This is a genomic window from Embleya sp. L77 (assembly GCF_055557415.1).
Genome location: NZ_CM145710.1, coordinates 2060918 through 2085134, shown reverse-complemented (window position 1 = coordinate 2085134; position 24217 = coordinate 2060918). Strand labels below are relative to the sequence as shown.

Sequence of the window (24217 nt, the reverse complement as noted above, 5' to 3'; positions counted from 1 at the left end):
GCGCCGGGCACCGGGTCGGGCAGCGGACCGGGTCGGGTCGGGCGGGTCGAGCCGCCGAAACGCGTCGCCGGATCGGGTCGCCGACCCGGCTGATTCCGGCGCCGCGTCGGCTGCTCGACCCGCCCGGTTCGGCTCAGCCGATCAGGTTCTTCTCCAGGTCGCCCAGGATCGAGTTGGCCGCGACCACGCCCAGGCCCAGGTACCAGGTCTCGTCGGGGACCGTGACGGCCTTGCCCTTCTCCACCGCGCCGAGCTTCTTCCACAGCGGGTTGTCGGTCACCCGGGCCTGCGCGGTCTTGTCCGCCGGGCCGTAGGTGCCGACGAAGATCCTGTCCGCGTCGGCCTCGGTGATCCGCTCCTCGGACAACTCCACGGCCAGGTCGTCGATGTTCTGGTTGGCCGGGCGCGGCAGGCCCACGTCCTGGAGCACGGTGCCGATCAGCGACTTGTTCGCGTACAGGCGGATCTTGCCCGGCATGAAGCGGACCATGGAGATGGTGGGCTTGTTCGCGCCCAGCTTGTCGCCCAGCGCCTTGGCCCGGACCTGGTAGGCGTCCAGCTGCTGCTTGGCCTCGGCGGTCTTGTCCAGGGCCGCGGCGTTGAGCAGGAAGTTCTCCTTCCAGGTGTAGCCGGGGCGCACCGAGAACACGGTCGGCGCGATCTTGCTCAGCACCGCGTACTGCTGTTCCGCGCGCAGCTTGCTGCCCAGGATCAGGTCCGGCTTGAGGTTCTCGATCGCCTCGAGGTTGAGGCTGTTGATCGTGCCGACCTTGGCCGGCTTGCCCGCCTTGCCGTCCAGGTACGCCGGGAGTTCCTGGGACCCGTCGGTGAAGGCGACGCCGACCGGCTGCACGCCCAGCGCCGCGACGTTGTCCAGTTCGCCGGTGTCCAGCACGACGACCCGCTTGGGCTGCGCCTTGAGCGTCACGTCGCCCATCGCGGTACGGATGGTGCGCGGGTACTGACCGGGCGCGGCGTCGGTGCCCAGGCCGGTGCTCACCTGGCCGGCGCTGCCGAACTCCTTGCCGCCGGCTGCGACGGCGGGCTTGCCGCCGCCCTTGTTCCCGTCGGACGAGTCCGAGCCGCAGGCCCCGGTGAGCAGGGCGGCGGACAGGGTCACGGCGACGGCGGCGATCCGGCGGCGAGGTATCGGCATGGGTCCTGGTTCCTTGGCGCGTGGGAGGACACGAGCCGGGCGCCGCGACGAGGCGGTGCTCGGCCCGCACTGCTGAGGCAGGGCGATCCGCTGAGGCAAGCCTTACCTTTCCTTACCCTAGGGGATCCTTGCCACGGATCAACCATCAGGGGTGAGAACGGTCATCGCCGACCCCGGACCCGGTCGCCCGCGCCGCGCCCTGCGCAGCGTTGACGCCGCCGCCGGTGCGGCGCAAGACTCGGCAGACCCGGGAGGTGGTGCCGGTGGTGGTCGCCGACGTGCTCGGTCCGGACTTCGACGCGATCCGTCGGAAGGAGTACGGCTACCTGGACGACGAGGGCCTGGTCTACCTCGACCACACCGGAGCGGGGCTGGCCGCACGCCGCCAACGGCAAGCGCACGAACAGCGGCTGTCCGAGGCCACCTACGGCAATCCGCACTCCGAACACCCGGCCTCGATCGCCTCCACGACGTTGGTGGAGAACACCCGCCGGGCGATCCTGGACCACTTCAACGCCGATCCCGACCTGTACGCGGCCGTGTTCACCGCGAACGCCACCGGCGCCTGCCGACTGGTCGGCGAGGCCTACCCGTTCCGCCGCGGCACCCGCCTGGTGTTGCCGATCGACAACCACAATTCGGTGAACGGGATCCGCGAATACGCCCGTGCCCGCGGCGCCCGCACCCACTACATCGGCCTGACCGGCGCCGATCTGCGGCTGGACGGCGACGCGCTGCGCACCGCGCTCGCCCGCCGCCGCGGGTTGTTCGCCTATCCGGCGCAAAGCAACTTCACCGGGGTCCGGCACCCCCTGGACTGGATCGGCATCGCCCAGGCACACGGCTACGACGTGCTCCTGGACGCGGCTGCGTACACACCCACCAACGTGCTCGATCTGCGGTTGGTCCAGCCGGAGTTCGTCGCGGTGAGCTGGTACAAGGTGTTCGGCTATCCGACCGGCGTGGGCTGCCTGCTCGCCCGCCGGGACGCGCTCGCGCGACTGCGCCGGCCGTGGTTCGCGGGCGGCACGATCGAGGCGGTCAGCGCGCAGGGCGGCTGGCATCGCATGGCCGGCGACGAATCCGCCTACGAGGACGGCACGCTCAACTTCCTCGCCATTCCCGATGTCGCGCACGGCCTGGCCTGGGTGGACTCGCTGGGCATGCGGGCCATCCACGAGCGGGTCGCCGAACTCACCGCCCATCTGCTCGCCGGGTTGGCCGAGTTGCGCCACCACGGCGGCGCGCCGCTGATCCGGGTGTACGGGCCGGACACGGTGCACGCCCGGGGCGGCACGGTCGCGCTGAACATCCTGGACGCCGCCGGCACGGTGGTCGACGAGCGGATCGTCGCCCGGGACACCGCCGCCGCCCGGATCTGCGTGCGCACCGGTTGCTTCTGCAATCCGGGCGCGGGCGAGGCGGCGTTCGCGATCGGGCGCCGCGCACTGCGCGGCGCGGTGTTGCGTACGGCCGCCTCCGGCGGCACGCTCGACGACTACCTGACCCGCCTCGGACTGCCCTCCGGCGGCGCGGTGCGGGTCTCGCTCGGCCTGCCGTCCACGATCGCCGACGTGGACGCCTTCCTCGACTTCGTCGCGCGCACCTACCGCGACCGGTCGGCCGACGCCCGGGGACTGGCCCCTCGGCTGCGCTGTTGACCCGCCCGATCCGCGGGGCGGGCGCTCGCGGATGTGCTCAGGACCCGGCACGCGGACATCGGCGGGCCAGCACCGCGCAGGTCGCGGCGACGAACAGCACGGCGCAGCCCGCGAGTACGGCCCAGCCCAGCGCGGGCGGGTGGTCGAAGCTGTCGCCGTAGGAGGCGAGCAGCGGCGGACCGAGCGCGGAGCGGCCGTGCGCCCAGCGCCCCGGCAGGTCCAGGTCGCTGCCCAGTGCCTCGAACGCCCATCGGTTGGTCATCGCGTAGCTGAGCGTGTGGCCGATCACCGGCATCCGGGGCACCGGCACGAACGCGCCGGAGAAGAGCACCTGGGGAAAGCACAGGAGCGGCAACATCAGCGTGGCCTGGCCCACCTCGGTGACCGCCGCGGAGGTGAGCAACCCGAGCGCGAGCGCCGCGGCGGACGCCAGCAGCAGCGTCGTCAGCAGGGACGCGTACACCCCCCAGGACGCGGCGGGCAACCGGTCCAGCCCGCGCAGCACCGCGAGCAGCAGCACGTCGGCGAAGGCCAGGATCGGCAGCAGCACGGTGAACTTGGCCGCGACGTAGGGCCCGATCCGCAGCACGGTCAGCCGTTCGCGGCGCACGATCGGCAACTCCGCGCAGATCTGCAACAGGCCGTAGGTCAGCCCGAAGAAGAAGCCGCCGAAGGCGATCCAGAACAGGATCATCGCCGAGCCGGAGGGACTCGGGTCGGCCGGGTCGAACGCACCGGACCGAAAGAGCATCGCGAACATCGCCACGATCACCAGCGGCGAGCCGACCAGCATCGCGGCGGCCGGCCGGTCGCGGGTGATCAACTCCAGGTCGCGGCGGACCAGGATGGACCACTGCCGCAGCGCCCGCCCGGCCTGCGGCGTGGCCGTGGCCTGATCGCTCGCCCCGACGGGCTCCGGGACCGGGCCCAACTCCGGTTCCAGCGCCCCCACTTCGGGTTCCAGTTCGAGTTCCGGTTCGCATTCCGCGTCCGCGCTCGCACCGCGCGCGGCCACCGCGGCGTACACGTCGGCCTCGGTCTCCACGCCGAAGTGTGCGCGCATCGCCCGCGGATCGCCCACGTACGCGAGCCGCCCATCCGGGGCCAGGAACACCACCCGGTCGCAGCGCACCAGATCGGCCGGCGCGTGGGTGGTCAGCACGACGGTGGTGCCGGCTCGGGCCAACTCGCGGAGTACGACCATCAGTTCCGCTGCGGCGGCCGGATCCAGGCCGGACGTCGGCTCGTCCAGGAACAACACCCGGGGCCGGGTCAGCAACTCGACCGCGATGCTCGCGCGTTTGCGCTCGCCGCCGCTGAGCGCGCCCACCCGCCGGTCCGCGCACGCGGTCAGGCCCAGGGCGGCCAGGGTGCGTGCGACCGCGGCGTCCACGCCCTCGTCGGCCGGCTCGCGCAGCGCCGCGGCGTAGCGCAGGCTGTGTGCCAGCGGCAGCGCCCGGTGCAGGATGTCGTCCTGCGGGACATAGCCCAGACCGCGTGCGTCCGGTGGGCCGCCGTCGTGCCGCACCTCGCCCGTGCCGGGCAGTCGAATCCCCGCCAGGGTGTCCAGGAGCGTGGTCTTGCCGGATCCGCTGCTCCCCGCGACGGCCGAGACCTCACCGGCCTCGGCGACCAGCGAGACGTGCCGAAGTACGGTGCGTCCCCCGACCGTTCGGCTCACCCCGCTCGCCGCGACACGTACTCCGTGCTCCTCCACGACCACCCCCGACGGCATGCCCCCGAATTACCGAACGGACCATGTATAGCCCGTCCGAACCGGCGAGGGCACCCCGCTCGGGCCTATCCGACGGGGGGTTCGTCGTCCACCAGGTGCATGCGGTGGGCCAGGGCGGCGGCTTCGCCGCGGGTGGCCACTTCGAGCTTGGCCAGGATGTTGGACACGTGCACGCTGGCCGTCTTGACGCTGATGAACAGGGTCTCGGCGATCTGCCGGTTGCTGCGTCCCTCGATCAGCAGCCGCAGCACCTCCCGCTCGCGGGGCGTCAGGTCGCCGGCCTGATGCGCCGCGCGTCCGGCACCGGTCCCGGGCCGGCCCGGCAGGTCGATCCGGGCCCGGCGGGCCAGCAGTTCGACCTGTTCGCGCAGCGGGGTCGTGCCCAGCTGTTCGGCGGCGGCGTGCGCCCGGGCCAGGGCGGCGCCGGCCGCGCCCCGATCGCCGGCGGCCACCAGCGCGGCGCCCAGGTCGGCGTGGGCCTGGGCGGTGGGATACGGCTGGGTGGTCGCCTCCCAGGCCGCAACCACCTCCTGCCACTGCGCGACGGTGTCGTTGCCCTCGGCCCGGTCCAGGTGCGCGACCAGCGTCAGTGCCTGCGTGCGGTCCAGCTCGCAGTGCACGGCCAGCGCGGCGCCCGCCGCCCGGATCCGAGCGAGCTCGGCCCGAGTGGAGGCGGTCGGCTCGTCCTCGGCGTACGCACGCGCCGCCTCGATCAGCAGCGGGAAGGCGAACCGCTGATTGCCGACCCCGAAGCCGGCCCGCAGCTCCGCCTCCAGGATCTCGCCCAGTTCGGCCCGTCGGCCCAGTGCCCGGGCCAGCGCGATCTCGGCGCCGGACTGCGGGATCCGGTGTTGCGCCTCCTGGTACATCCCGCGGGCACTCTCGTGCGCGTGCGTGAGGTGGCCGGCGGCCTCGGACACGTTGCCGCGGACCAGGTGGGCCATGGCCAGCACCCGTTCGGCGTGTCCGGTGGCGCATCCGTCGGCGTCGTGCTCGCGGATCTCGTCCACCGTCTTGGCCACGTCGTCCCAGCGGCCGAGCGAGAACAGGCTCTCCGCGAGGTTGCCCAGGACGAACGCGCCCGTGTTGCGGATCACGCCGCGGTCCCGGGACAGGTCCAGCGCCCGGCGGGCCGCCTCGACCGACTCCTCGTGTCGGCCGACCCCTTCCAGCACCGAGGCCCAGTTGCCGAGCACGTACACGAGCGTGTCCGGCTTGCCGCCCTGCGCCGCCTCGGCGACGTGGACCGCCTCCAGGCCGTGCGACAGCGCCTGCGACTCGTCGAGTTCACCGCTCCCGGTGAGGAACCAGGACAACGTCTGGAGGGTACTGGCGATCATGTCCTGGTCGCCGAGGCGCCGGGCGATCTCCAGAACCTGCCGGGCGATCCGGATCGCCTCGTCGGCGCCGCCCTCCAGGAAGTGCGCGCGGGCGATCCGGATCACCACACCCGCGTACTCGATCGATTCCGGTCGGTCCTGCAACAGCCGCTGGGCGTGCTCCAGTTCGACCATGCCGGGGCCGCGGCCCAACCGGCTCAGCGTCTTCGCCCGCTGGGTCCACAGCGCGGCCGCCCGGACCGGCTCCCGATCCTCCTCGACCAGGCCCAACGCCTGGCGCAGCAAAGCCAGTTCGCGATCACCGGAGTTGTCGTAGCGGGCCGCGACGATGGCGCCGTCCAGCACCTGCGCCAGGGTCGTGCCGGTCAGCTGCTCCGGATCGGGGACCTGGTCCCACATGGTGATCGCGCTCTCGTACAGTGCCCAGGCCTCGCCGAACGCGTAGCGGTCGGCGGCGGCGGCCGCGGCGGTCACGCTCGCGGGCAGCGCCAGGGCCGGGCGGCCGGCGGCGATCCAGTAGCGGGCCCGGCGGTCCACGTGGTCGCGCCGCGCCGGCAGCTCGCCGCGCTCGACCAGCGCGTCCAGGGCCTGGGCGAACGCCGCGTACATCCGGGTGCGTTCGCCCGGAAGCAGGTCGCCCAGGGCGGCCTCGCGCACCAGCGCGTGCCGGAACGAGTAGCCCTCGCCGTCCGCCTCGGCCACCAGGACGTGCCCGGAGACCGCCGCGCGCAGGGCCGTCTCCAGGGTGTCCGGATCGAGGCCTGCCACCTCGGCGAGCAGCCGATGCTCGACCCCGATGCCGCCCACGGCGGCCAACCGCACCACCCGGCGGGCCTGCTCGGGCAGTTGCTCGATCCGGATCAGCAGCAGGTCGCGCAGCGTGTCGGAGAGACCGGCGAGCCGGCCGTCGCGGACCCCGGCGGCGAGTTCCTCGACGAAGAACGCGTTGCCCTCGGAGCGCTCGTACACCTGCTGGGTGAGGGCGCGCGAAGGGGTGCCGCCGAGCAGGGCGGTCAGGTGTTCCTCGACCTGGGGCATGGTGAGGCGGCCGAGTTCGAGCCGGGTCACCGTGCGGATCCGCTCCAGTTCGGCGACCAGCCGGCGCATCGGGTGACTGCGGTCCATCGCGTCCGCACGCAGCGTGCCGACCAGCAGGATCCGGCCCCGGCGCAGCGAGCGGACCAGGAACGCGAGCAGTTCGCGGGTGGCCGAGTCGGCCCAGTGCAGGTCCTCGAAGGCGACGACCAGCGTACGGTCCTCGCCGATCCGCTCCAGCAGGCGCAGCGCCGACTCGTACAGCCGGGCCCGCTCGGGCGCCGGGCCGTGCCCGGGTTCGGCGGCCAGGGTCGGCGAGATCCAGGCCAGTTCGCGGCGCCGGTCGCCGACCGCGGCCTCGAAGTCGTCGCCGAGCGCGTCCGCGAGGGTGCGCAGGATCGCCGAGAACGGCGCGAAGGGCAGCCCCTCGGCGCCCAGTTCCAGACACGCGCCGACCGCGACCGAGGTCTGCTCGGGGCGCCCGGCCGCCTGGGTCAGGAACTCCTCGAGCAACCGGGTCTTGCCGACTCCGGCCTCCCCGGTGGTCAGCACGATCCGGGGCTCGCCTCGATCGGCCTCGCCAAGCGCCTCGACAAGTCGCCCCATCTCGGGCTCGCGTCCGACCAAGAGTGGCACACCGCCGAGAACAGTCACGCGGCGCAGCCTCCCATGCGGCCCGAGGCGGCCGACGGAGCGGGTGGGTGGGCCTGCCCGCGGGCCGGGGTGCGCGGGCTCATTCGGCCGCGGGCCCGGTCGTGGACGGGGTCCAGTCGGCTCGGGTGAGGGCGTACTCGACCTCGCCCAGTTCGGAGCCCTCGATCGCCTCCGGCCAGTCGTCGAAGTAGGTGCGCAGCAGGGTCAGACCCGCCTTCTCCAGCACCCGCCGCGAGCGAGTGTTCACCGTCATCGTGTTGGCGGTCACCTCCCGCACGCCGAGTTCGGCGAAGCCCTTGTCCAGCAGCGCCCGCGAGCCCTCGGTGGCGTAACCGAGGCCCCAGGCGGCGCGACGCAGCCGGTAGCCGAGTTCGACCACGTCCGCACTGTCCTCGGCGACCGGCCGCAGTTCGAACCAGCCGACGAATCGGCCGCCGGCCCGCTCCTGGGCGGCCCAGAAGCCGCGGTTGCCCCAGGCCGGATACCCACGCATGAGCATCGGCAGGATCCGGTCGCGCACGACCTCGGGCGCAGCGGGCAGGCCGCCGGTGATGTAGCGCATCACCTCCGGATCGCGATACAGCTCGACCAGGTGCGGCAGATCGTCCGCGGTGAATGGGCGCAGTTCCAGCCGCGAGGTCTCCAGGAAAATCGACATCGGGCCATCCTCACCGACCGCGCCCGATCGGGCCGGCGAATTTTCGCCGCGCCCCGGCTCGGTGCCCGACGCGGCCCGCACCGGGCAACCCCGCCGTGCAGCCGGCCGACCGGTCCTCGTAGCATGACCGGCGATCAACCGCCGTAGCGCGCCCCGCCGGGTGCTTCGGTCCCGGTACGCGCCGCGGGGATCGCCCCCTCGGTCGCGATGCGCCTCGCCGACCGGGTGCCGCAGTGCGTTCGCCCGTATGGGCACCGGTCGAGGTCGCACGCACGCCCGTGGCGGGCAGCAGCCCCCGGAAGGACCCGACACCCATGCCCGTCGCCGAGGCCCGGCAACGCACCGATCCCCGTCTTCTCGTGCGCGGGCTCTCCATCCGCGGGCTGCGCGAGGGGCGCGCGGTGGAGTGGTGGGTGGGCGCCCTGTTCCTGGGCCTGGCGTTGTGGCTGTACAAGGGCCTGTGGGCCGACCTCGACCGTGCCTATCTGGTCAACGGCGGCCAGGACCAGAACATGTGGGAGTGGTTCTTCGACGCCACCGCCGACGCGGTCCGCAACTTCCGCGACCCGCTCGTGTCGGACCTGCAGAACCATCCGCTGGGCGTGAACATGATGGCCAACACGGCCATGCTCGGCCTCGGTATCCCGCTGACCCCGGTCACCCTGCTCTTCGGCCCCACCACCACGTGGGCCCTGGTGCTCACCGGCGGCCTGGCCGGCAGCGCCTTCGCGTGGTACCGGCTGCTGGCCCGTCGGGTGGTCCGCGGCACGCCGGCCGCGGTCCTGGGCGGCGCGCTGTGCGGCTTCGCGCCGCCGATCGTCTCGCACGCCAACGCGCATCCGAACTTCGTGGTGCTGTTCGTGATCCCGCCGATCATCGAGATGCTGATCCGGCTGTGGCAGGGCGAGCGACCGGTCCGCAACGGGGTCGTGCTCGGGCTGCTGATCGCCTTCCAGATCTTCATCGGCGAGGAGCCGCTGCTGTTCGCCGCGGTCGGCCTGGTGGTGTTCGGGGTCGTGTTCGCGATCGGCTCGCCGGACGCGGCACGGGCGGCGGCGCGGCCGTTGGGTACCGGGCTGCTGATCGGCGCCGCGGTGTCGCTGGCGCTGGTCGCGTACCCGCTGTGGGTGCAGTTCTTCGGGCCGCAGCACTACTCCACGCTCGAACACGAGTCGGGCAACGATCTGGCCGCGTTCACCGCGTACGCGAGCGATTCGCTCGGCGGTGATCGGGCCGGCGCGGCGGCGCTGTCCGAGGGCAGCACCGAGGAGAACGCGTTCTTCGGCTGGCCGCTGGTGATCCTCACCGTCTTCCTGGTGGTCTGGCTGCGCCGACTGGCCGTCGCCCGCGCCACGGCGATCACCGCGGCGGTGGGGGCGCTGCTGTCACTGGGTCTGGACATCGTGGTCGACCACGACGACACCGGCCTGCCGGGTCCGTGGCGGTTGCTGAACGACCTGCCCCTGTTCGAGTCGATCCTGGAATCGCGCTTCACGCTGGTCAGTGTCCCGGCCGTCGCGGTGCTGCTGGCGCTGGCCACCGACCGGGTCCTCGACTCGGCCCGGGCCGCGCCCGAGGGCCGCGAACTCCCGCTCCGGCTGATCTGGGCTGCGGTGCTGACCATGGCGCTGCTGCCGATCGCGCCCACGCCGCTGGACGTCCGGGACCGGCGGCCGGTGCCCACGTTCTTCGCGGACGGAGGGTGGCGGCCGTACGTGGACGACGGATCCGTCGTGGTGGTGCCGCTGCCCAATGTCGGCGACGCCACCGCGCTGCACTGGCAGAGCGCGGCCGATCTGGGCTTTCCGCTCGCGGAGGGCTACTTCGTCGGGCCGTGGGGTCCCGATCGGGTGGGCGTCTACGGAGCGGAGTACAGCCCGACTTCGTCGCTGCTGAGCCGGGTCGCCGCCGACGGCGTGGTCCCGGAGATCACCGAGACCCAGCGCCGCGAGGCCCGTGCGGACCTTGTCCGCTGGCATGCCGACGTGGTGGTCCTGCCCGAACACCGCCACCGGGCCGAACTCGCGGCGACGCTGACGGCCCTGCTGGGGCCGGGTCGGCAGGTGGACGACGTACAGGTGTGGGACGTGCGGCACTCGGGCGGTGCGGGGGTGGGGTAGGGCGGTTGCTCGGTGGCGGCCGTGCCGTCGCTCGGTTGCTCGGCTCTGCGTTTGCTCGGCTCTGCGTCGACCAGGCTTCTCGGTTGCTCCGTCGGTCCGTCGCTCGTGAGACCAATTGGACTCGTGAGCGACCCGTGCCGGGTCGTCAGCCGGTCTCGGTCGTGGCCGCCACCTCGTCCAGCTCGATCCTGAGCACCCGTGCGGCCGACTCGCCGGCGACCTCGCCACCGGGACGCTCCAGGCGGTAGCTCAACGTCACCTCGCCGCCCGCGTGCGGGAGGATCTCGGCGGCGGGCACCTTGAACAGGACCGGTCGGCCGACCGCGTGTCCCGTGATCGGCACGCAGACGGTGAAGGCCGCGGTGTCCGGGCCGCGCCAGGACAGGGTCAGCAGGTCACCCACCGCCATGTCCGGGTAGGGGTCCACCCGGACGGTCGCCTCCAGCGGGACGTCGTGGGCATCGAGAACGTCCGCGACGGCGTGGTCGACGGCGGGCGGCGGCAGCGGATCGGGCATCCTGGGCTCCTTCGCGGTGCCTGCACGCCGGCGACGGCGCGATCGGCCGTGGCCCGGCGCGCACGGGACTTCGGTTCCGGTCCCGGCCGACCTTTGGTCAACCCGGCGACCGGCCGGACTCGGCGCGTCCTCATGGTTGCCCCGAATCGCGCCGCCCATCCGCGCGTTCACGCCCTCGGCCCCGCCCGGACCCGCCCGGCCGCCCGTTCGGCGCACGACACGACGGCACCCGCGGGGCGAGCCGACCCGCCGGGTGCGGCATTAGGCTGCGTCGGGTGGGTTGCGACCTGGTCTGGTATGCCGCGTACGGGTCCAACATGCACGCCGCCCGCCTGGACTGTTACCTGCGCGGCGGCCGACCGCCCGGCGGGGTGCGCACGTATCCCGGCTGCCGGGACCCCTCCGCGCCACGCGCCACCCGCCCGGTGGTGCTGCCGGGACGGATGTACTTCGCCTACGAATCCAAGAACTGGACCGGCGGCCTCGCCCTGTACGACCCGCTGGATCCGGGCCGCACCCCCGCCCGGGCCTATCTGCTGACCAGGTCGCAGTTCGTCGACCTGGCCGCGCAGGAGATGTACCGCCCGCCGGGAACCGACCCGGACCTGAGCACGCTGGCGACCATCGGACGGGCGACGCTGGGCCCGGGTCGCTACGAGACGGTCGTGCAGGTGGGCACCGCCGACGGGCACGCGATCCTCACCCTGACCGCCCCGTGGCGCAGCGCCGACGCGCCGTGGAACGCGCCGGCCGCCGCGTACCTGCGGCACCTGCGGGCCGGCCTCGCCGAGGCACACGGCTGGTCGGCGCTCCGCGCGGCCCGCTACCTGGCCGGCTGCCCGGGCGCGGCCGGCACCTGGACCCCCGAGGCGATCGCCGCGCTGCCGCCGCCGTAGCACCGGCGGCCGGTCGGCCGCAGGGCTCAGCGATAGTCGACACCCGCTCGTACAGCGCGGATCACTCGTCGCCGGGCCGGCCCCGGTCGCTCATCTCCGGCCACACGCCGGTGGCGATCTCGTGGCGATCCGGCATCTTCCGTCCGGATGTCCGCGGGTTGGTTGATCAAGTCGGGCCCGGTGGTCTTGGATGGCCGAGTACCACAGGTGTACGACGTATCGCACTGGTGACTCGGGGGTTGCACCATGACGACCGACTTCGACTCGATAATCAACCCGGGGATGCCCCGGTCGAGCACATACGCCGCGACGAACACGCCCAATCCGCGCCCGGGTTGCCCGCCGCAGGCACCGGACGTGCACGTCGAGCCCGGCACGCTCGACTCCGCCGCCGGCCGACTGCGGGAGATCGCGGGCGACTTCCGCAGTACCGGCCTCAAGGGCGTCACCGCGCTCGAACCGGTGTCCAAGGCGCTGGCCGGCTTCGATCTGGCCAAGGCGCTGGACGGCGCGCACACGGCCTGGCACGACCGCACCATCGCGGTGGCCGACACGCTCGCCGGCCGGGCGGGCAATCTGAACAGCACGGCGAGCAACTGGCGCAGCACCGAGAAGAACGTCTGCACGACGTTCGGAGGCTGACCCGTGGTCGACTTCATCCACCTGCGCGATGTCGACCTGGGCACGCTGACCGCCGCCGCCGAGGTGTGGGCGACGCTGCCCGACCGCATGCACACCCAACACGGCGACGTGGACCGGGACGTGGTCTCCCCGCTCGCGAACGGTGCCTGGAAGGGCTCCGAGGCGAACCACGGAATCGGCGAACTGCGCACCATGTCGGGTCAGATCGAGGACGCGCACACCGAGGCGGCGGCGCTGCGCACCGTGCTGCTCGACGCCGCGAGCGACCTCGCGACCGCCAAGGAGCACCTGACCAAGGCGATCGCCGACGCGGTCGACCAGAAGCTGACCGTGGACGACAGCGGCGGCGTGCACTGGACGGCGCCGCCGTACGCCCGCAATCTGCCGCCGGACGACTACGAGGCGGTGACCGGACCGCTCAAGGAGGCGGCGCAGGGCATCGCGGACCGGATCGGCAAGGCGCTGACCGAGGCCACCGCCGCCGACCAGCGTGCCGCGTTCGCCTTGAACGCGGACACTCGCGGCACGGATCCGAAGAAGTTCAACGGGAACGCGGTCGGCGCCGGTCCGGCCCAGGACGCCCGCCGGGCGACCGATCTGGCCAATCGACTGATGATGCTCGGTCCGGCCGAGCGCGGCGAACTGCGCAATCTGCTCGCCGCCAATGCCGACGATCCGGCGTTCGGCACGCCGTTCCTGAATCAGCAGGGTCCGCGCGGCACCCTGTGGCTGGCGGGCATGATCGCCAAGCTGGGCGCGGGCAGCGACGTGCCCGAGGACCAGCAGGAGGATCTCAAGGCCATCCAGGCCGATCTGGGCCGGGTGTTGGCCGCCGGGACCGGCAAGGGGCCCGGGCCGCACGTCGATCGGAATTGGATCGACGAACTCGAGCGGGCCGGCCGGGAGAAGACCGACATCGGGCTGTATTCGTTTCGGCCCTACGGCTACCAACTCCTGGGCACGCTGCTGGACACCGGTCATCAGGACACCGATTTCCTGCGCCGGATCGGCCAGGACATGCGCGCCATGGAACGGGACGATCCCGCGGTGTGGCTCGAGAACACCCCGTCGGGCGCGATGTACAACGGATTCCGGCTCGACATCACCGACGGGCACGGCGCGGGGCTCGACCCGATGACCGGGCTGATGGCCGCGTTCGGCAACAATCCGGAGGCCGCGAAGGAGTTCTTCGATCCGGCCAAACACCCGGGCGATGTCGCCTACATGCTCAAGGACCGGCACTGGCTGATGGACTGGGCCGGCGCCGGGCCGATTCCCGAGGGCTACCACCCGCCCGGCTACGACCGGTTGGGGCGCGCGTTGGAGGCCGCCGCGACCGGTCAGGTGCCCAGCGGCGGCTACGGCCTGCCCGGCGGGGCCCACCCCGTGCACGACGAGACGATGAAGCAGATCATGCGCGACACCGTCTCCGTGCTCGGCGGCGAGGACGGGAAACAGGGCAAGTTCCCGGCGATCATGCGCGACAGCGTGGGCAACATGGTCGCGTCGTACATGGGCGACGGCGTGTACGACCAACTTGTGGCCAAGGACGGTCGAAACGGTTCGATGTTCCACGACCAGGACCTGATGCGGGTGATCACCGCGGCCGGCACCGACCCCGAGGCTTTCGCGGTGATGCACGGCGCCACCGTCAATCACGCCGCCGAGGTGCTGGCCGGGCATCCGGTGGTCAAGGCGCCGGGTGCGTTGCCGGCCATGGACGTCGACGCCCGGCAGGCGTTCAACGCGCTCGGGACCATGGACGGCCTGCGCGACGAGTCGATCGTCGCGGCGCGCGAGGCGGGGGTCACCGAGGCGACCTGGAATCGCAAGTTCCAGAACCTCACGAGTGCGCAGATCCTCAGTTACGTCCCGCACGTCGGCGTCCCCGCCGGCCGGATGATGGACTGGTACGTCGCGCACGCGTTGGCCGCGGACACCGCCGCACTCGAACACGGTTCGGGCCTCGGTCGTACCGAGAACTACTGGAGCGGCTGGTCGAGTTCGACGGCGATGGCCGAGGAGTACGCGCGGGCGAACAACGCGAGCCCCGAGGAGATCGCCGATCTCGCCGAGGACCGTCGGTCCAATGCGATGGACGTCGCGCCGCGCCGCCTCGGGCGCAAGTAGGCGGGACTCGGGTGGAACCCGCCCGCCCCGCGTCGGGTGTGAGCCCGCGCGGGACGGGCGCGGCGGGTGCGGTCCGGGGCGATGCCCCTGGTCGGGGCGGTGTCCCGGGCCGAGACCGAGTCCCGGGCCGAGACCGTGTCCCGGGCCGCGCGGGCGGCGGGAGGTCGGGTCGGGGCGTCTGGAAGACTCGGGCCTTTCCGAACCGGAAGGTGGATCATGACCGAGCCGACCGCCGCGCCGCTGCACTACGCCCCGCGTTGGAGCGACGACGCCCGAACCTCCCCCTCCGAGCTGGGTGACGAGCGCGAGATCCTGACCGGCTTCCTGGACTGGCACCGGGCGACCTTCGAGCTCAAGTGCGCGGGCCTGTCGGCGGAGCAGCTCTCCGAGCGGGCCGTCTCGCCGTCCGGGCTGTCGTTGCACGGCATGGCGCGGCACTTGGCCGGCGTCGAACGCTGGTGGTTCCACATCCAGTTCGCCGGCGACGACGTACCGATGCTCTACTACACCGACGACGACCCCGACCAGGACTTCGAGCGGCTGGACGGCGACCCGGTCGAGGCGTTCGCCCGCTGGCATGCGGAGTGCGACCGCTCCCGGGAGATCGTCGCCGCCGCGACGTCCCTGGACGACACCGGGATCCGCAAGTCCACCGGCAAACCGTTCTCGCTGCGCTGGGTCCTGGTCCACCTGATCGCCGAGTACGCCCGCCACAACGGCCACGCCGACCTCCTGCGCGAACGCCTCGACGGCGCCGCCGGCATGTGAGCACTTCCTGACGAGAGGCGGCCCAGGGCCTGAACAACGGCCCTACGGCCGACCGCCGCTGCCCGCAAGCGCACGCAGACCCGCGCCGGCGCCGCATCGCCCGTCGGTCCCGTCGACGCGCAGGTGCGGGCGGGTCCAGGGGCGGTCTTCGGCCAGGTGCGCGGCCTCGGCGGCGCGCCACAACCGCCAGAACCAGGCCACCTGGAGGCCGTCCCGGTCCAGGGTGCGGGCGGCGGCGAGGTCGGCGGGCGTGTCCACCCGGATCCGCAGCGCGGTCACCGCACCGAGTTCGCGCCGAGCCGCGCCGACCCCCTCCAGGATCAACACCGGCGCGGCCGGCACCTCGCTCCAGCCGCTGACCCGATAGCCGGCCCAGTCGTAGGTCTCGCAGCGGGTCGCCTGCCCCCGGGCGAGCGGTTCGAGCAGTTGAGCGCCCAGTCGCGGCAACCAGCCGAAGAAGTTGCCGGGCCGGGCGAAATCGTCCAGACGCACCACGGGCGCACCCCCGAGCCGTACGGCGAGCGCATCGGCGAGCGTGGTCTTGCCCGAGCCGCCGATGCCGTCCACCGCCACCAGCCGGGTGCCGCCGACCGACGGCGGCAGCGCGACGGCACACGCGGCGAGTCGAGCGGCCGTCGCGTCCCAGGGCGGATCCGGCCGTTCGATGGACACCGACGCAGCCTACCCACCGAGCCGCCCCGGACGGCGTCGCGGCCGGCCGCGACGCCGGGCGCACGTCGTCGTCCCGGCCGCCGACCGCAACACCCTGGACATCCCCGGATCCCGCACCAGTACATTTGTACTTGTACATCTGTACCACTGCGTCGTTGTACATCCGCACCACCACGTCTTCATCACTCGGAGGGAGAGGCCCGTGGCCTGGCTGTTCCTGGGACTGGCGATCTCGTGTGAGGTGATCGCGACCAGCCTGCTCAAGAGCACCGACGGGTTCACCCGGCTGTGGCCGACCGTGACGTGTCTGGCCGGATATGCGGGGGCCTTCTACCTGTTGACGCTGTCGTTGCGACAGTTGCAGGTGGGCACGGCGTACGCGATCTGGTCCGGGCTCGGGACCGTGGCGATCGCGCTGGTCGGGGCGGTGTTCCTGAACGAGCCGGTGACGCTGCTCAAGGCGTTCGGAATGGCACTGGTGATCGCGGGCGTGGTGGTGCTGAACCTGGGCGGTGCGCATTGACCGGGACCCGCGATCCCGAGGGACGGCGGCTGCGGATCCTGCGTGGTGCGTGCGAGGTGATCGCCGAGGTGGGCGTGGGCAACACCACGCATCGCCTGGTCGCGTCCCGGGCCGGCGTCCCGCTGGGGGCGACCACGTACTACTTCGCGACGCTCGACGACCTGGTCGGCGCGGCGCTCGCGCACGCGTCGGCGGAGACGGTGGCGCTGCTGGAGGAGTGGGTGCGGCGGACCCGCGATGCCGAGGACCTGCCGGGGGTGCTCACGGCGCTCACCGCCGAATACCTCGCGGACCGCCCGCGTGCGCTGGTCGAGTACGAGTTGTATCTGGCGGCGGCCCGCAGCCCGCAACTGCGCGGTTTCGCGGTGGCGTGGGTCGAGGGGGTCGGCGACTTCCTCGCCGGCCGGGTCGGGCGGCGGGCGGCGGCAGCGGCGCTGGCGGTCCTGGACGGCACGATGTTGCAGGTACTCACGCTGGGCACGGCCCTGGACGAGGAGCAACTGCGCTGGTCGCTGGACCGGGTCCTGGGGACGACCGCGCCGTAGCCGGGCGGGGGGCGCGGTGCGGTAGGGTCGGCGACAGCGAAGGGGAGTAGCCCCGCGAACCGGTCGTCGACATGCTGGAGTCCTCGGACTCCCGGTGGCCGGGCCCGTGCTCGATGCGGGCGGGCGAGACCTTCGGCCAGGTATCGACGCATCCGCGTTTCTCGCGGGTGCACCCGTCGTGCCGGGCCGAGTGGTCCTCCGGTCGCCGAGCGGCGCCTTCGTGAAGACCCGGAGGCCCGGCTCTCGCAGAAAGCCACCCGGATGCACCTCGACCCTCTGGCGATCCTGACCGCCTTCGGGCTCATCTTCCTCGCCGAACTCCCGGACAAGACGATGTTCGCATCGCTGGCCATGGGCACCCGCATGCGGCCGCTGTTCGTCTGGTTCGGCACCTCGACCGCGTTCGTCGTGCACGTCGCCATCGCCGTCGGCGCGGGCGGACTGCTGGGCCTGCTCCCCGGCTGGATCGTCAAACTCGTCTCCGCCGCGCTGTTCGGCTTCGGCGCCTTCATGCTGCTGCGCGGCGGGGCCGGCGACGACGACGAGGACACCGCGGGCAAGACCGTGACCGGTTTTTGGCCGGTCTTCTCGACCGCGTTCACGGCCGTGTTCATCAGCGAATGGGGCGACCTGACCCAGATCACCACCGCCAACCTGGCGGCCACCAACGGCACCTGGTCCACCGCGATCGGCTCGGCCGCGGCGCTGATGTCGGTCTCCGCACTGGCTCTGCTGGCGGGGCGGTTCATCGCCAAGCGGGTCCCGCTCCAGACGGTGCAGCGAATCGGCGGCGTGTGCATGCTCGGGCTGGCGATCTGGTCGGTGGTGGAGGTGTTCACGGGCTGACCTGACCTGGGCGGTCCGGGCCGGCGGAGGCGGGAGCCGCAAGGGCGGTTTTCCGCCGTGCCGGTCGGGCACCCGCGTCCCATGGTGAAAATCGGCTACACGATGATGACCGAACAGGCCGGGCCCAAGGATCTCGTCGAGCACGTGGTGCACGCGGAGCGGGTCGGGTTCGACTTCTCGGTGACCTCGGACCACTACTTCCCGTGGCTGGATGCGCAGGGCCACGCGCCCTACGCCTGGAGCGTGCTGGGCGCGGCGGCCCAGGCCACGTCGCGGATCCCGTTGATGACGTACGTGACCTGTCCGACGATGCGCTACCACCCGGCGGTGGTGGCACAGAAGGCCGCCACCGTGCAGTTGTTGTCGGACGGGCGCTTCCGGCTGGGACTCGGCTCCGGCGAGAACCTGAACGAGCACGTGATCGGCGGCGGGTGGCCGGCGGCGGACGTACGGCAGGAGATGCTCGGCGAGGCGGTGCAGATCATCCGGGCCCTGTTCGCGGGCGGCTATGTCGATCATCACGGCACACACTTCGACGTCGAGTCCGCCAAATTGTGGGACCTGCCGGATCGACCGCCGCCGATCGGCATCGCGGTCTCCGGCACCCAGAGCTGCGCACTGGCCGGGCAACTGGCCGACCTGGTCATCGCGACCGAGCCCAAGGGTGAGCTGTTGGCCGAATTCGATCGGCACGGCGGCGCGGGCAAGCCCCGGGTGGGCCAGTTGCCGGTCAGTTACGACCCCGACCGGGACGCCGCGATCGCGCGGGCGCACGAGCAGTTCCGCTGGTTCGGGGGCGGCTGGAAGGTCAACTCCGAGCTTCCGGGCACCGCCGGCTTCGCGGGCGCCACGCAGTTCGTCCGGCCGGAGGACGTGGCCGAGTCGATTCCGTGCGGCGACGACGTGGGCGCCTTCGTCGACGCGGTGCGCCCGTACGTCGAGGCCGGGTTCACCGAGGTCGCGCTCGTCCAGATCGGCGGCGACACGCAGCACGCCTTCCTGGACTGGGCTCAGGACAAGCTCTTGGCGGCGCTGCGGGAGTTGTGACGGGTTGGGGCTGCGGAGGCGGAGCGGAGCGGGGGCGCGGGGTCGGCGCCCCCGCTCCGTGGTTTCGGCTCCGGCTCGGTAGCGATGGCGTTGCGGTTGCGGTTGCGGCCCGGCGTGGTGGGGACATACGTCGGGCCCGATCGGCATGGGCGCATCGGCATCCGCACGGGTCGGCATCGCATCCATCGCTCGGATCGGCGGATCGACGGACGTGCGTGCGGGGTGGGCGGGGCACGCGGAGCCGCAGGGTGGATCGTTCGATCGCCGGCATGTCCGGCATGTCCCTCCGCTCGAACCGTCCGAAATGTGATGTAGGCCGCATGGATAAAACGGACATAAATTACTTAGCCGACTTCGCGTGGTAATTCATTTCTCGCGTCCCGGCATGAATTTCGACTATTTTCCGTGACCGGACGATCACGCCACTCTCCGAGATATCCCCTCGTCATCAGCGGTGCGCCGCGCCGAGGCCGGGTGAGATGTCGCCTTTATTCCGCCTTTACGCCGCAGGCAAAGTCGGCGTTTCGGTTGTGATCCGGCATCGCCATTGCCTACCTTTCTCGCCGATTCACCTTTCGGGTGAACCCTGTCGCCGGTACGCCGAATCCCGTCGCCGGCAGCGGGAGGTCTACATCGAAGAATCCGACGGGAGCGGGGGAACCAGGTGGATCGCCGTGGCCGGGATCGTTCCGGTGACGGCTAGGGGTGAAGTCGCGTGTTGCGCGACCGGGCTACTCCAGTCCGAATCCGACAGCTCACCTCGTAGGCGACAGGAGAGGACCCCATTTCATGCTGTCCGCAAACGCTCGCCACCGCGCCGCTCGCCCCGCCAACGTCCGCCGCTTCGTCGCGGCGGTGGGCATCGCCGGCATGGGTGTCGTGATCCCGGTCGCCACTGCCGGTACGGCTCAGGCGCAAGCCCCCTCCACCTCCGACCAGCCCACCTCCGGCACCTCCGCCGTGCTGTCGGCGGCTCCGACCGCCGCGGTCGAGAGCGCTCCGGTCCAGGCCGCGCCCGCCGCGCAGGAAACTGCCGTTCCCGCCGACAAGGCCGGCTACGTGGTCAAGGCCGGCGACACGCTGTTCGGGCTCGCCCGGGCCAACCAGGTCACCGGCGGCTGGCAGAGCCTGTACGAGCTCAACCGCGACGTGCTCCTGTCCGGCCCGGACCTGATCCAGATCGGCCAGACCCTCCGGCTGACCGGCTCGGCGCCCGTGCTGTCCAAGGCCGCTCCGGCCCAGCCGAGCATCAAGGTGCAGCCGAAGACCACCGTCACCCCCGGCAAGACCACCACCAAGCCGGCGAGCAAGCCGTCGGCCGAGGTGTCGGTCAAGCCCGCCGCCAAGGCCCCCGCCAAGCCCGCCACCGGCGGCTCGAAGGGCAACCAGGCGCCGACCGGCGGCTCGTCCACCGCGTCGAGCAGCAAGGCCGCCCAGGCCGTGGCCTTCGCCAAGGCGCAGATCGGCAAGCCGTACGTGTACGGCGCCACCGGCCCGAACGCGTACGACTGCTCGGGTCTGGTCCAGGCCGCGTACAAGTCCGCGGGCATCTCGCTGCCGCGCGTGACCAACGACCAGTTCGCCGCCGACCCGCACGTGTCGGTCGCCAACCTGCAGCCCGGCGACCTGGTGTTCTTCTACTCGGGCATCAGCCACGTCGGGATCTACATCGGCGACGGCAAGATGGTGCACGCCGCCAACCCGCGCAAGCCGGTCGAGATCGCCTCGATCAGCACCATGCCGATCGCCGGCGCCACCCGCCCGGTCTGATCACCCCGCCGACAACCGCAGCCGGCAACCCTCGGCCGCGGCCTCGGCCGCAGTAACACAACCGCACAGTGGGACGCCCTTCCGGCGCCGTGCCCCCCGACGACGGTCGGAGAGCACGGCGCCGCCCCCCGTTCCCCGAGGCACATCCCCGAACCCTCCGCCCTCGCCCCCACACCCCGCGCCAGCTACACCCACCACTCGGCGCAGCACCCCCACCAGCCCCCGGCACAGCCGCCCGCCCAGCCCCAAGCCGCAAGCCCCAATCGGCTCCAGCACCACGAGCCAAACAACGGAGCCGGGACAGTCCCGGACCCCAGCAGCCCCCAAGCATCCGACCAAGTCGCACCCTCGTCGACGCCCGGACGAACACAACGACCAACACAGTCCGTTCGCAACACCCCCCAACCACAACCCACACAAACCCAAGAGCCCCTCCCCACCGTCCCTCAAGGCAAACCCAGCCCGTCCACCACACGAAACCACTCAGCCCGAGCGGCGCATGAGGCCACTCAGCCCCGCCGGCGCTTGAGGCGAACCCAGCCCTGCCGGCGTTTGAGGCCAAATAGCCCGGCTGGCGTTTGAGGCCAAGCAGCCCGGCCGGCGCATGAGGCCAAACAGCCCCGCCGGCGCATGAGGCCAAACAGCCCCGCCGGCGCATGAGGCCAAATAGCCCGGCCGGCGCTTGAGGCCACTCAGCCCCGCCGGCGCATGAGGCCAAACAGCCCCGCCGGCGCTTGAGGCCAAGCAGCCCGGCCGGCGTTTGAGGCCACCCAGCCCCGCCGGCGCTTGAGGCGAACCAGCCCGGCCGGCGCATGAGGCCACCCAGCCCCGCCGGCGCATGAGGCGAACCAGCCCGGCCCAGTCGAGTGCTTGAGGCCAAGGCGTTCAAGTGCGGCCGGCGCTTGAGGCCACCGCCCCCGGGAGGTGCGGCAACAGTTCCGCGGCCAGCGAGAGGGCCCCCCGAAGCGCCGCATCCTGCACGAATCGCGCCCGCACCACCGTGGGCGGAAACGGCACCCCCACCCCCACCCGCACCCGAAGCGCGGCCAGCACACGCGAAGCGGAGCGCATCAGGCCGCCCGTGACCGCGATCCGCTCCGCGTCCAGCGTGATCGCCAAGTTGGCCACGTGTACGGCCAGTTCGTCCAACGCCTCGTCGACCAGCGTGCGCACCCGCGGGTCCGGGTCGGCGAACAGCGCGGCGGCGTCCACCTCGCGGCCGAGCAGTTCGCTGCCTCGCGTGCCCAGTCCGATGCCGGAGGCGTACTCCTCCAGGGGTGCGCGTCCCGCGCCGAATCCGGTGTCGGCGCGACCGCGCAGCAGGTAACCGATTTCGCCCGCCGCCCCGTGCGCGCCGTCCAGGACCCGCCCACCCAGCACGATCGCGGCGGCGATCCCGGTGCCGGCGGTGAGCAGGATCGCCGGGTCCGCGCCCCGCAGTGCGCCCCAGCGGGATTCGGCGAGTGCGGCGGCCTTGCCGTCGTTGCCGACGGCCACCCTTTCGGGGTCCAGGCCCAGCCCCTCGCACAACGTCGCGGCCAGGGCCAGGTCCTGCCAGCCGGGCACGTTGGGCGCGAGCAGGATCCGGTCGGGCAGCACGATGCCCGGGCTGACCGCGCCGACGGCCGCGCAGTGGCCGCCGGCGGTCGCGGCGGTGTGCGCGACCAGTTCGCGGGTCGCCGCCACCGCGCGTCGCACCGCCTGGACCGCTCCTTCGCGGGCGTCGGTGATCAGCCGGTCGCTCGCCAATATCGTGCCGTCGGGACGCGCGGTGGCCAGCGCGATCTTGGTGCCGCCGAAGTCGATGCCGCAGACGAAGGCCGCGCCCGCGCCCGGGCCGGAGCAGGCGAAAACCTGCTCCGGCGCGGGCGCGGAGTCGGGAGTACCGGGGGCCCGGCCTCGGTGGAGCGCCGTCATGCGGGCTCCGCGACATTGCCGACCGCACCCGAACCGGCGCTGCTCGCACCGGAGTTCGAGCCCGAGTCAGAGCGCGAGCCCGAGTCGGAACCCGAACCGGAATCCGACCCGGAACCCGAACCGGACCGGTTCAGGTACTCCTCGGTGATCTCCCGTGGGCCGAACGGCCAGGTCCGCTCCACCCTGGCCCACACCAGGAACGCCGCGCAGCCCAGTGCCACCCACGCCAGTGCCCACTCGATCGGGTGGCGTCCGGGCGAGTTCTTGTCGGCGTAGCAGAAGATCGCGATCCATCCGACCAGCGAGACCAGGGCCGGCACCGGGTACAGCCACATTCGGTACGGCCGGTGCAGGCCCGGTTGCCGCCGGCGCAGCACGATCAGTGCGGCGACCTGGGAGACCGCCTGCACGATCACCATCACCGCGGTGAGCAGCACGATGATCGTGTTGAAGTCGGTGTGGTTGCCGATCAGGAAACCGGCCGCGGTGACCGCGCCCATGGTGAGCAGGCCCACGGTCGGGAAGCGGTGTCGCGGGTGCAGTCGGGCGAACTGTTTGAAGAACACCCGGTCGCGGGCCGCGTCGTAGGGCACGCGCGAGCCGCCGAGCAGGCCGGCGAACACGGATGCGAAGGCGGTGATCAGGATCAGTACGGTCACGGTCTGGGCCGCGCCCTTGCCCCACGCCTTCTCCAGGACCAGCGAACCGATCGAGGAGGAGCCGGAGATGGTGTCGGTGTCGGTGACCCCGAGCACGCCGATCTGCATGATCAGGTAGATCGCCATGATGCCGACGATGGAGTAGACGATCGAACGCGGCAACACCCGGCCGGGGCTCTTGATCTCGGCGCCGAGGTAGGCGGTGGTGTTGTAGCCGAGGTAGTCGTAGATGCCGATGTTGAGGCCGCCGACGAAGGCGAGCCAGAAGCCGGTGGTGCCCAGGTCGAACGCGCCGTCGGGGTAGGTGAAGGCCAGGTCCGCGTCGAAGTTGGTGTAGCACGCGGTGATCACCGCACCGACGCTGATCAGCATGACCACCCACATGATGCTGCTCAGCAGGCCGATCGACTCGATCTTGCGCCACAGCAGCAGGACCACCAGGAGCACGACGCCGACGCCGACGAAGTCGCCCTCGGTCTGCGACATCGAGGGCCACAGGTATTGCAGGTACTGCACCATGCCCAGCACGCCGGTGGACATGATCAGCGGGATGAACAGGATCGCGGTCCAGACGAACAGGAACGGCATCAGTCGGCCGGTGCGGTACTGGAACGCCTCGCGCAGGTAGATGTAGGTGCCGCCGGCACCGGGCATGGCCGCGCCGAGCTCGGCCCAGATCAGCCCGTCGGCCAGGGCGAGCAGCGCACCGGCGAGGAAGCCGAGGATGGCCTGCGGGCCGCCGAAGGTGCCCACCATCAGCGGGATGGTGACGAAGGGACCGATGCCGCACATCTGACTCATGTTGATCGCGGTCGCCTGGAACAGGCCGATCCGGCGGACGAATCCGCCGTCCGGCGTGGTCGCTCTTGGGCCGACGCTCACCGTGAACCTCCAGAACAGGGGACGCCCGAGGGACACCGGGAGTC

General features: G+C 72.0%; 19 protein-coding genes and 1 riboswitch. Of the genes, 11 read left to right on the top strand and 8 right to left on the bottom strand.

Annotation, left to right across the window (positions count from 1 at the left end):
- Window positions 1–133: 133 nt before the first annotated feature.
- Entirely contained in the window at window positions 134–1156 is a 1023-nt protein-coding gene (locus tag ACZOOI_RS38995) for an ABC transporter substrate-binding protein (RefSeq protein WP_465281546.1), read from the bottom strand.
- A gap of 263 nt (window positions 1157–1419) precedes the next feature.
- Between ACZOOI_RS38995 and ACZOOI_RS38990 the strand changes: the two genes are divergently transcribed.
- The gene (locus tag ACZOOI_RS38990) at window positions 1420–2817 is read left to right on the top strand and encodes an aminotransferase class V-fold PLP-dependent enzyme (RefSeq protein ID WP_465284137.1); all 1398 of its coding nucleotides are present in this window, start codon (window positions 1420–1422) and stop codon (window positions 2815–2817) included.
- Between the two features lie 37 nt (window positions 2818–2854).
- Here ACZOOI_RS38990 and ACZOOI_RS38985 read toward each other — a convergent pair whose 3' ends face one another.
- The 3 genes from ACZOOI_RS38985 to ACZOOI_RS38975 all read right to left on the bottom strand — a co-directional run bounded on the left by ACZOOI_RS38985 (window position 2855) and on the right by ACZOOI_RS38975 (window position 8239).
- The gene (locus ACZOOI_RS38985) at window positions 2855–4552 is read right to left on the bottom strand and encodes an ATP-binding cassette domain-containing protein (protein WP_465281545.1); all 1698 of its coding nucleotides are present in this window, start codon (window positions 4550–4552) and stop codon (window positions 2855–2857) included.
- A gap of 65 nt (window positions 4553–4617) precedes the next feature.
- On the bottom strand, window positions 4618–7581 hold the full coding sequence (locus ACZOOI_RS38980) for a helix-turn-helix transcriptional regulator (protein ID WP_465281544.1): 2964 nt from the start codon (window positions 7579–7581) through the stop codon (window positions 4618–4620).
- Window positions 7582–7660: 79 nt separating this feature from the next.
- Window positions 7661–8239 (bottom strand): GNAT family N-acetyltransferase, encoded by a 579-nt coding sequence (locus ACZOOI_RS38975; protein ID WP_465281543.1) that lies wholly within the window; start codon window positions 8237–8239, stop codon window positions 7661–7663.
- Between the two features lie 314 nt (window positions 8240–8553).
- Here ACZOOI_RS38975 and ACZOOI_RS38970 point away from each other — a divergent pair, with 314 nt between their 5' ends.
- Complete coding sequence (locus tag ACZOOI_RS38970; protein WP_465281542.1) at window positions 8554–10359, top strand: glycosyl transferase; 1806 nt, start codon at window positions 8554–8556, stop codon at window positions 10357–10359.
- Between the two features lie 145 nt (window positions 10360–10504).
- On the opposite strand, the gene ACZOOI_RS38965 is transcribed toward ACZOOI_RS38970, so the two are convergent.
- Window positions 10505–10876: a hypothetical protein gene (locus ACZOOI_RS38965; protein ID WP_465281541.1), complete on the bottom strand. Its 372-nt coding sequence runs from the start codon at window positions 10874–10876 to the stop codon at window positions 10505–10507.
- A gap of 275 nt (window positions 10877–11151) precedes the next feature.
- Between ACZOOI_RS38965 and ACZOOI_RS38960 the strand changes: the two genes are divergently transcribed.
- The 4 genes from ACZOOI_RS38960 (at window position 11152) to ACZOOI_RS38945 (ending at window position 15312) form a co-directional block, all read left to right on the top strand.
- Window positions 11152–11772: a histone deacetylase gene (locus tag ACZOOI_RS38960; protein ID WP_465281540.1), complete on the top strand. Its 621-nt coding sequence runs from the start codon at window positions 11152–11154 to the stop codon at window positions 11770–11772.
- A 246-nt stretch (window positions 11773–12018) separates the two neighbouring features.
- Window positions 12019–12414 (top strand): WXG100 family type VII secretion target, encoded by a 396-nt coding sequence (locus tag ACZOOI_RS38955; RefSeq protein ID WP_465281539.1) that lies wholly within the window; start codon window positions 12019–12021, stop codon window positions 12412–12414.
- 3 nt (window positions 12415–12417) lie between these two features.
- Complete coding sequence (locus tag ACZOOI_RS38950; RefSeq protein WP_465281538.1) at window positions 12418–14544, top strand: DUF6571 family protein; 2127 nt, start codon at window positions 12418–12420, stop codon at window positions 14542–14544.
- A 216-nt stretch (window positions 14545–14760) separates the two neighbouring features.
- A complete protein-coding gene (locus ACZOOI_RS38945) occupies window positions 14761–15312 on the top strand; it encodes a DinB family protein (RefSeq protein WP_396010610.1) in 552 nt (183 codons plus the stop codon).
- Window positions 15313–15354: 42 nt separating this feature from the next.
- Here ACZOOI_RS38945 and ACZOOI_RS38940 read toward each other — a convergent pair whose 3' ends face one another.
- Window positions 15355–15984: a uridine kinase family protein gene (locus ACZOOI_RS38940; protein ID WP_465281537.1), complete on the bottom strand. Its 630-nt coding sequence runs from the start codon at window positions 15982–15984 to the stop codon at window positions 15355–15357.
- 202 nt (window positions 15985–16186) lie between these two features.
- Between ACZOOI_RS38940 and ACZOOI_RS38935 the strand changes: the two genes are divergently transcribed.
- From ACZOOI_RS38935 to ACZOOI_RS38915, 5 genes are all read left to right on the top strand, one after another.
- Window positions 16187–16507, top strand: a complete 321-nt coding sequence (locus ACZOOI_RS38935; protein ID WP_360311037.1) for a DMT family transporter — start codon at window positions 16187–16189, stop codon at window positions 16505–16507.
- Window positions 16504–17052 (top strand): TetR/AcrR family transcriptional regulator, encoded by a 549-nt coding sequence (locus ACZOOI_RS38930; protein WP_465281536.1) that lies wholly within the window; start codon window positions 16504–16506, stop codon window positions 17050–17052. Before ACZOOI_RS38935 ends, ACZOOI_RS38930 begins: the two co-directional genes overlap by 4 nt.
- A 261-nt stretch (window positions 17053–17313) precedes the next feature.
- Entirely contained in the window at window positions 17314–17898 is a 585-nt protein-coding gene (locus tag ACZOOI_RS38925) for a TMEM165/GDT1 family protein (RefSeq protein WP_465281535.1), read from the top strand.
- Window positions 17899–17979: 81 nt separating this feature from the next.
- A complete protein-coding gene (locus ACZOOI_RS38920; protein WP_465281534.1) occupies window positions 17980–18945 on the top strand; it encodes an LLM class F420-dependent oxidoreductase in 966 nt (321 codons plus the stop codon).
- Between the two features lie 624 nt (window positions 18946–19569).
- Window positions 19570–19728, top strand: a riboswitch (cyclic di-AMP (ydaO/yuaA leader).
- Between the two features lie 6 nt (window positions 19729–19734).
- Complete coding sequence (locus ACZOOI_RS38915) at window positions 19735–20715, top strand: C40 family peptidase (RefSeq protein ID WP_465281533.1); 981 nt, start codon at window positions 19735–19737, stop codon at window positions 20713–20715.
- A gap of 885 nt (window positions 20716–21600) precedes the next feature.
- On the opposite strand, the gene ACZOOI_RS38910 is transcribed toward ACZOOI_RS38915, so the two are convergent.
- Window positions 21601–22632: an ROK family protein gene (locus ACZOOI_RS38910; protein ID WP_465281532.1), complete on the bottom strand. Its 1032-nt coding sequence runs from the start codon at window positions 22630–22632 to the stop codon at window positions 21601–21603.
- Window positions 22629–24092, bottom strand: coding sequence for an APC family permease (locus tag ACZOOI_RS38905; protein ID WP_465284136.1), 1464 nt, complete (start codon window positions 24090–24092; stop codon window positions 22629–22631). The genes ACZOOI_RS38910 and ACZOOI_RS38905 overlap by 4 nt, the downstream gene beginning before the upstream one ends.
- Window positions 24093–24217 lie beyond the last annotated feature (125 nt).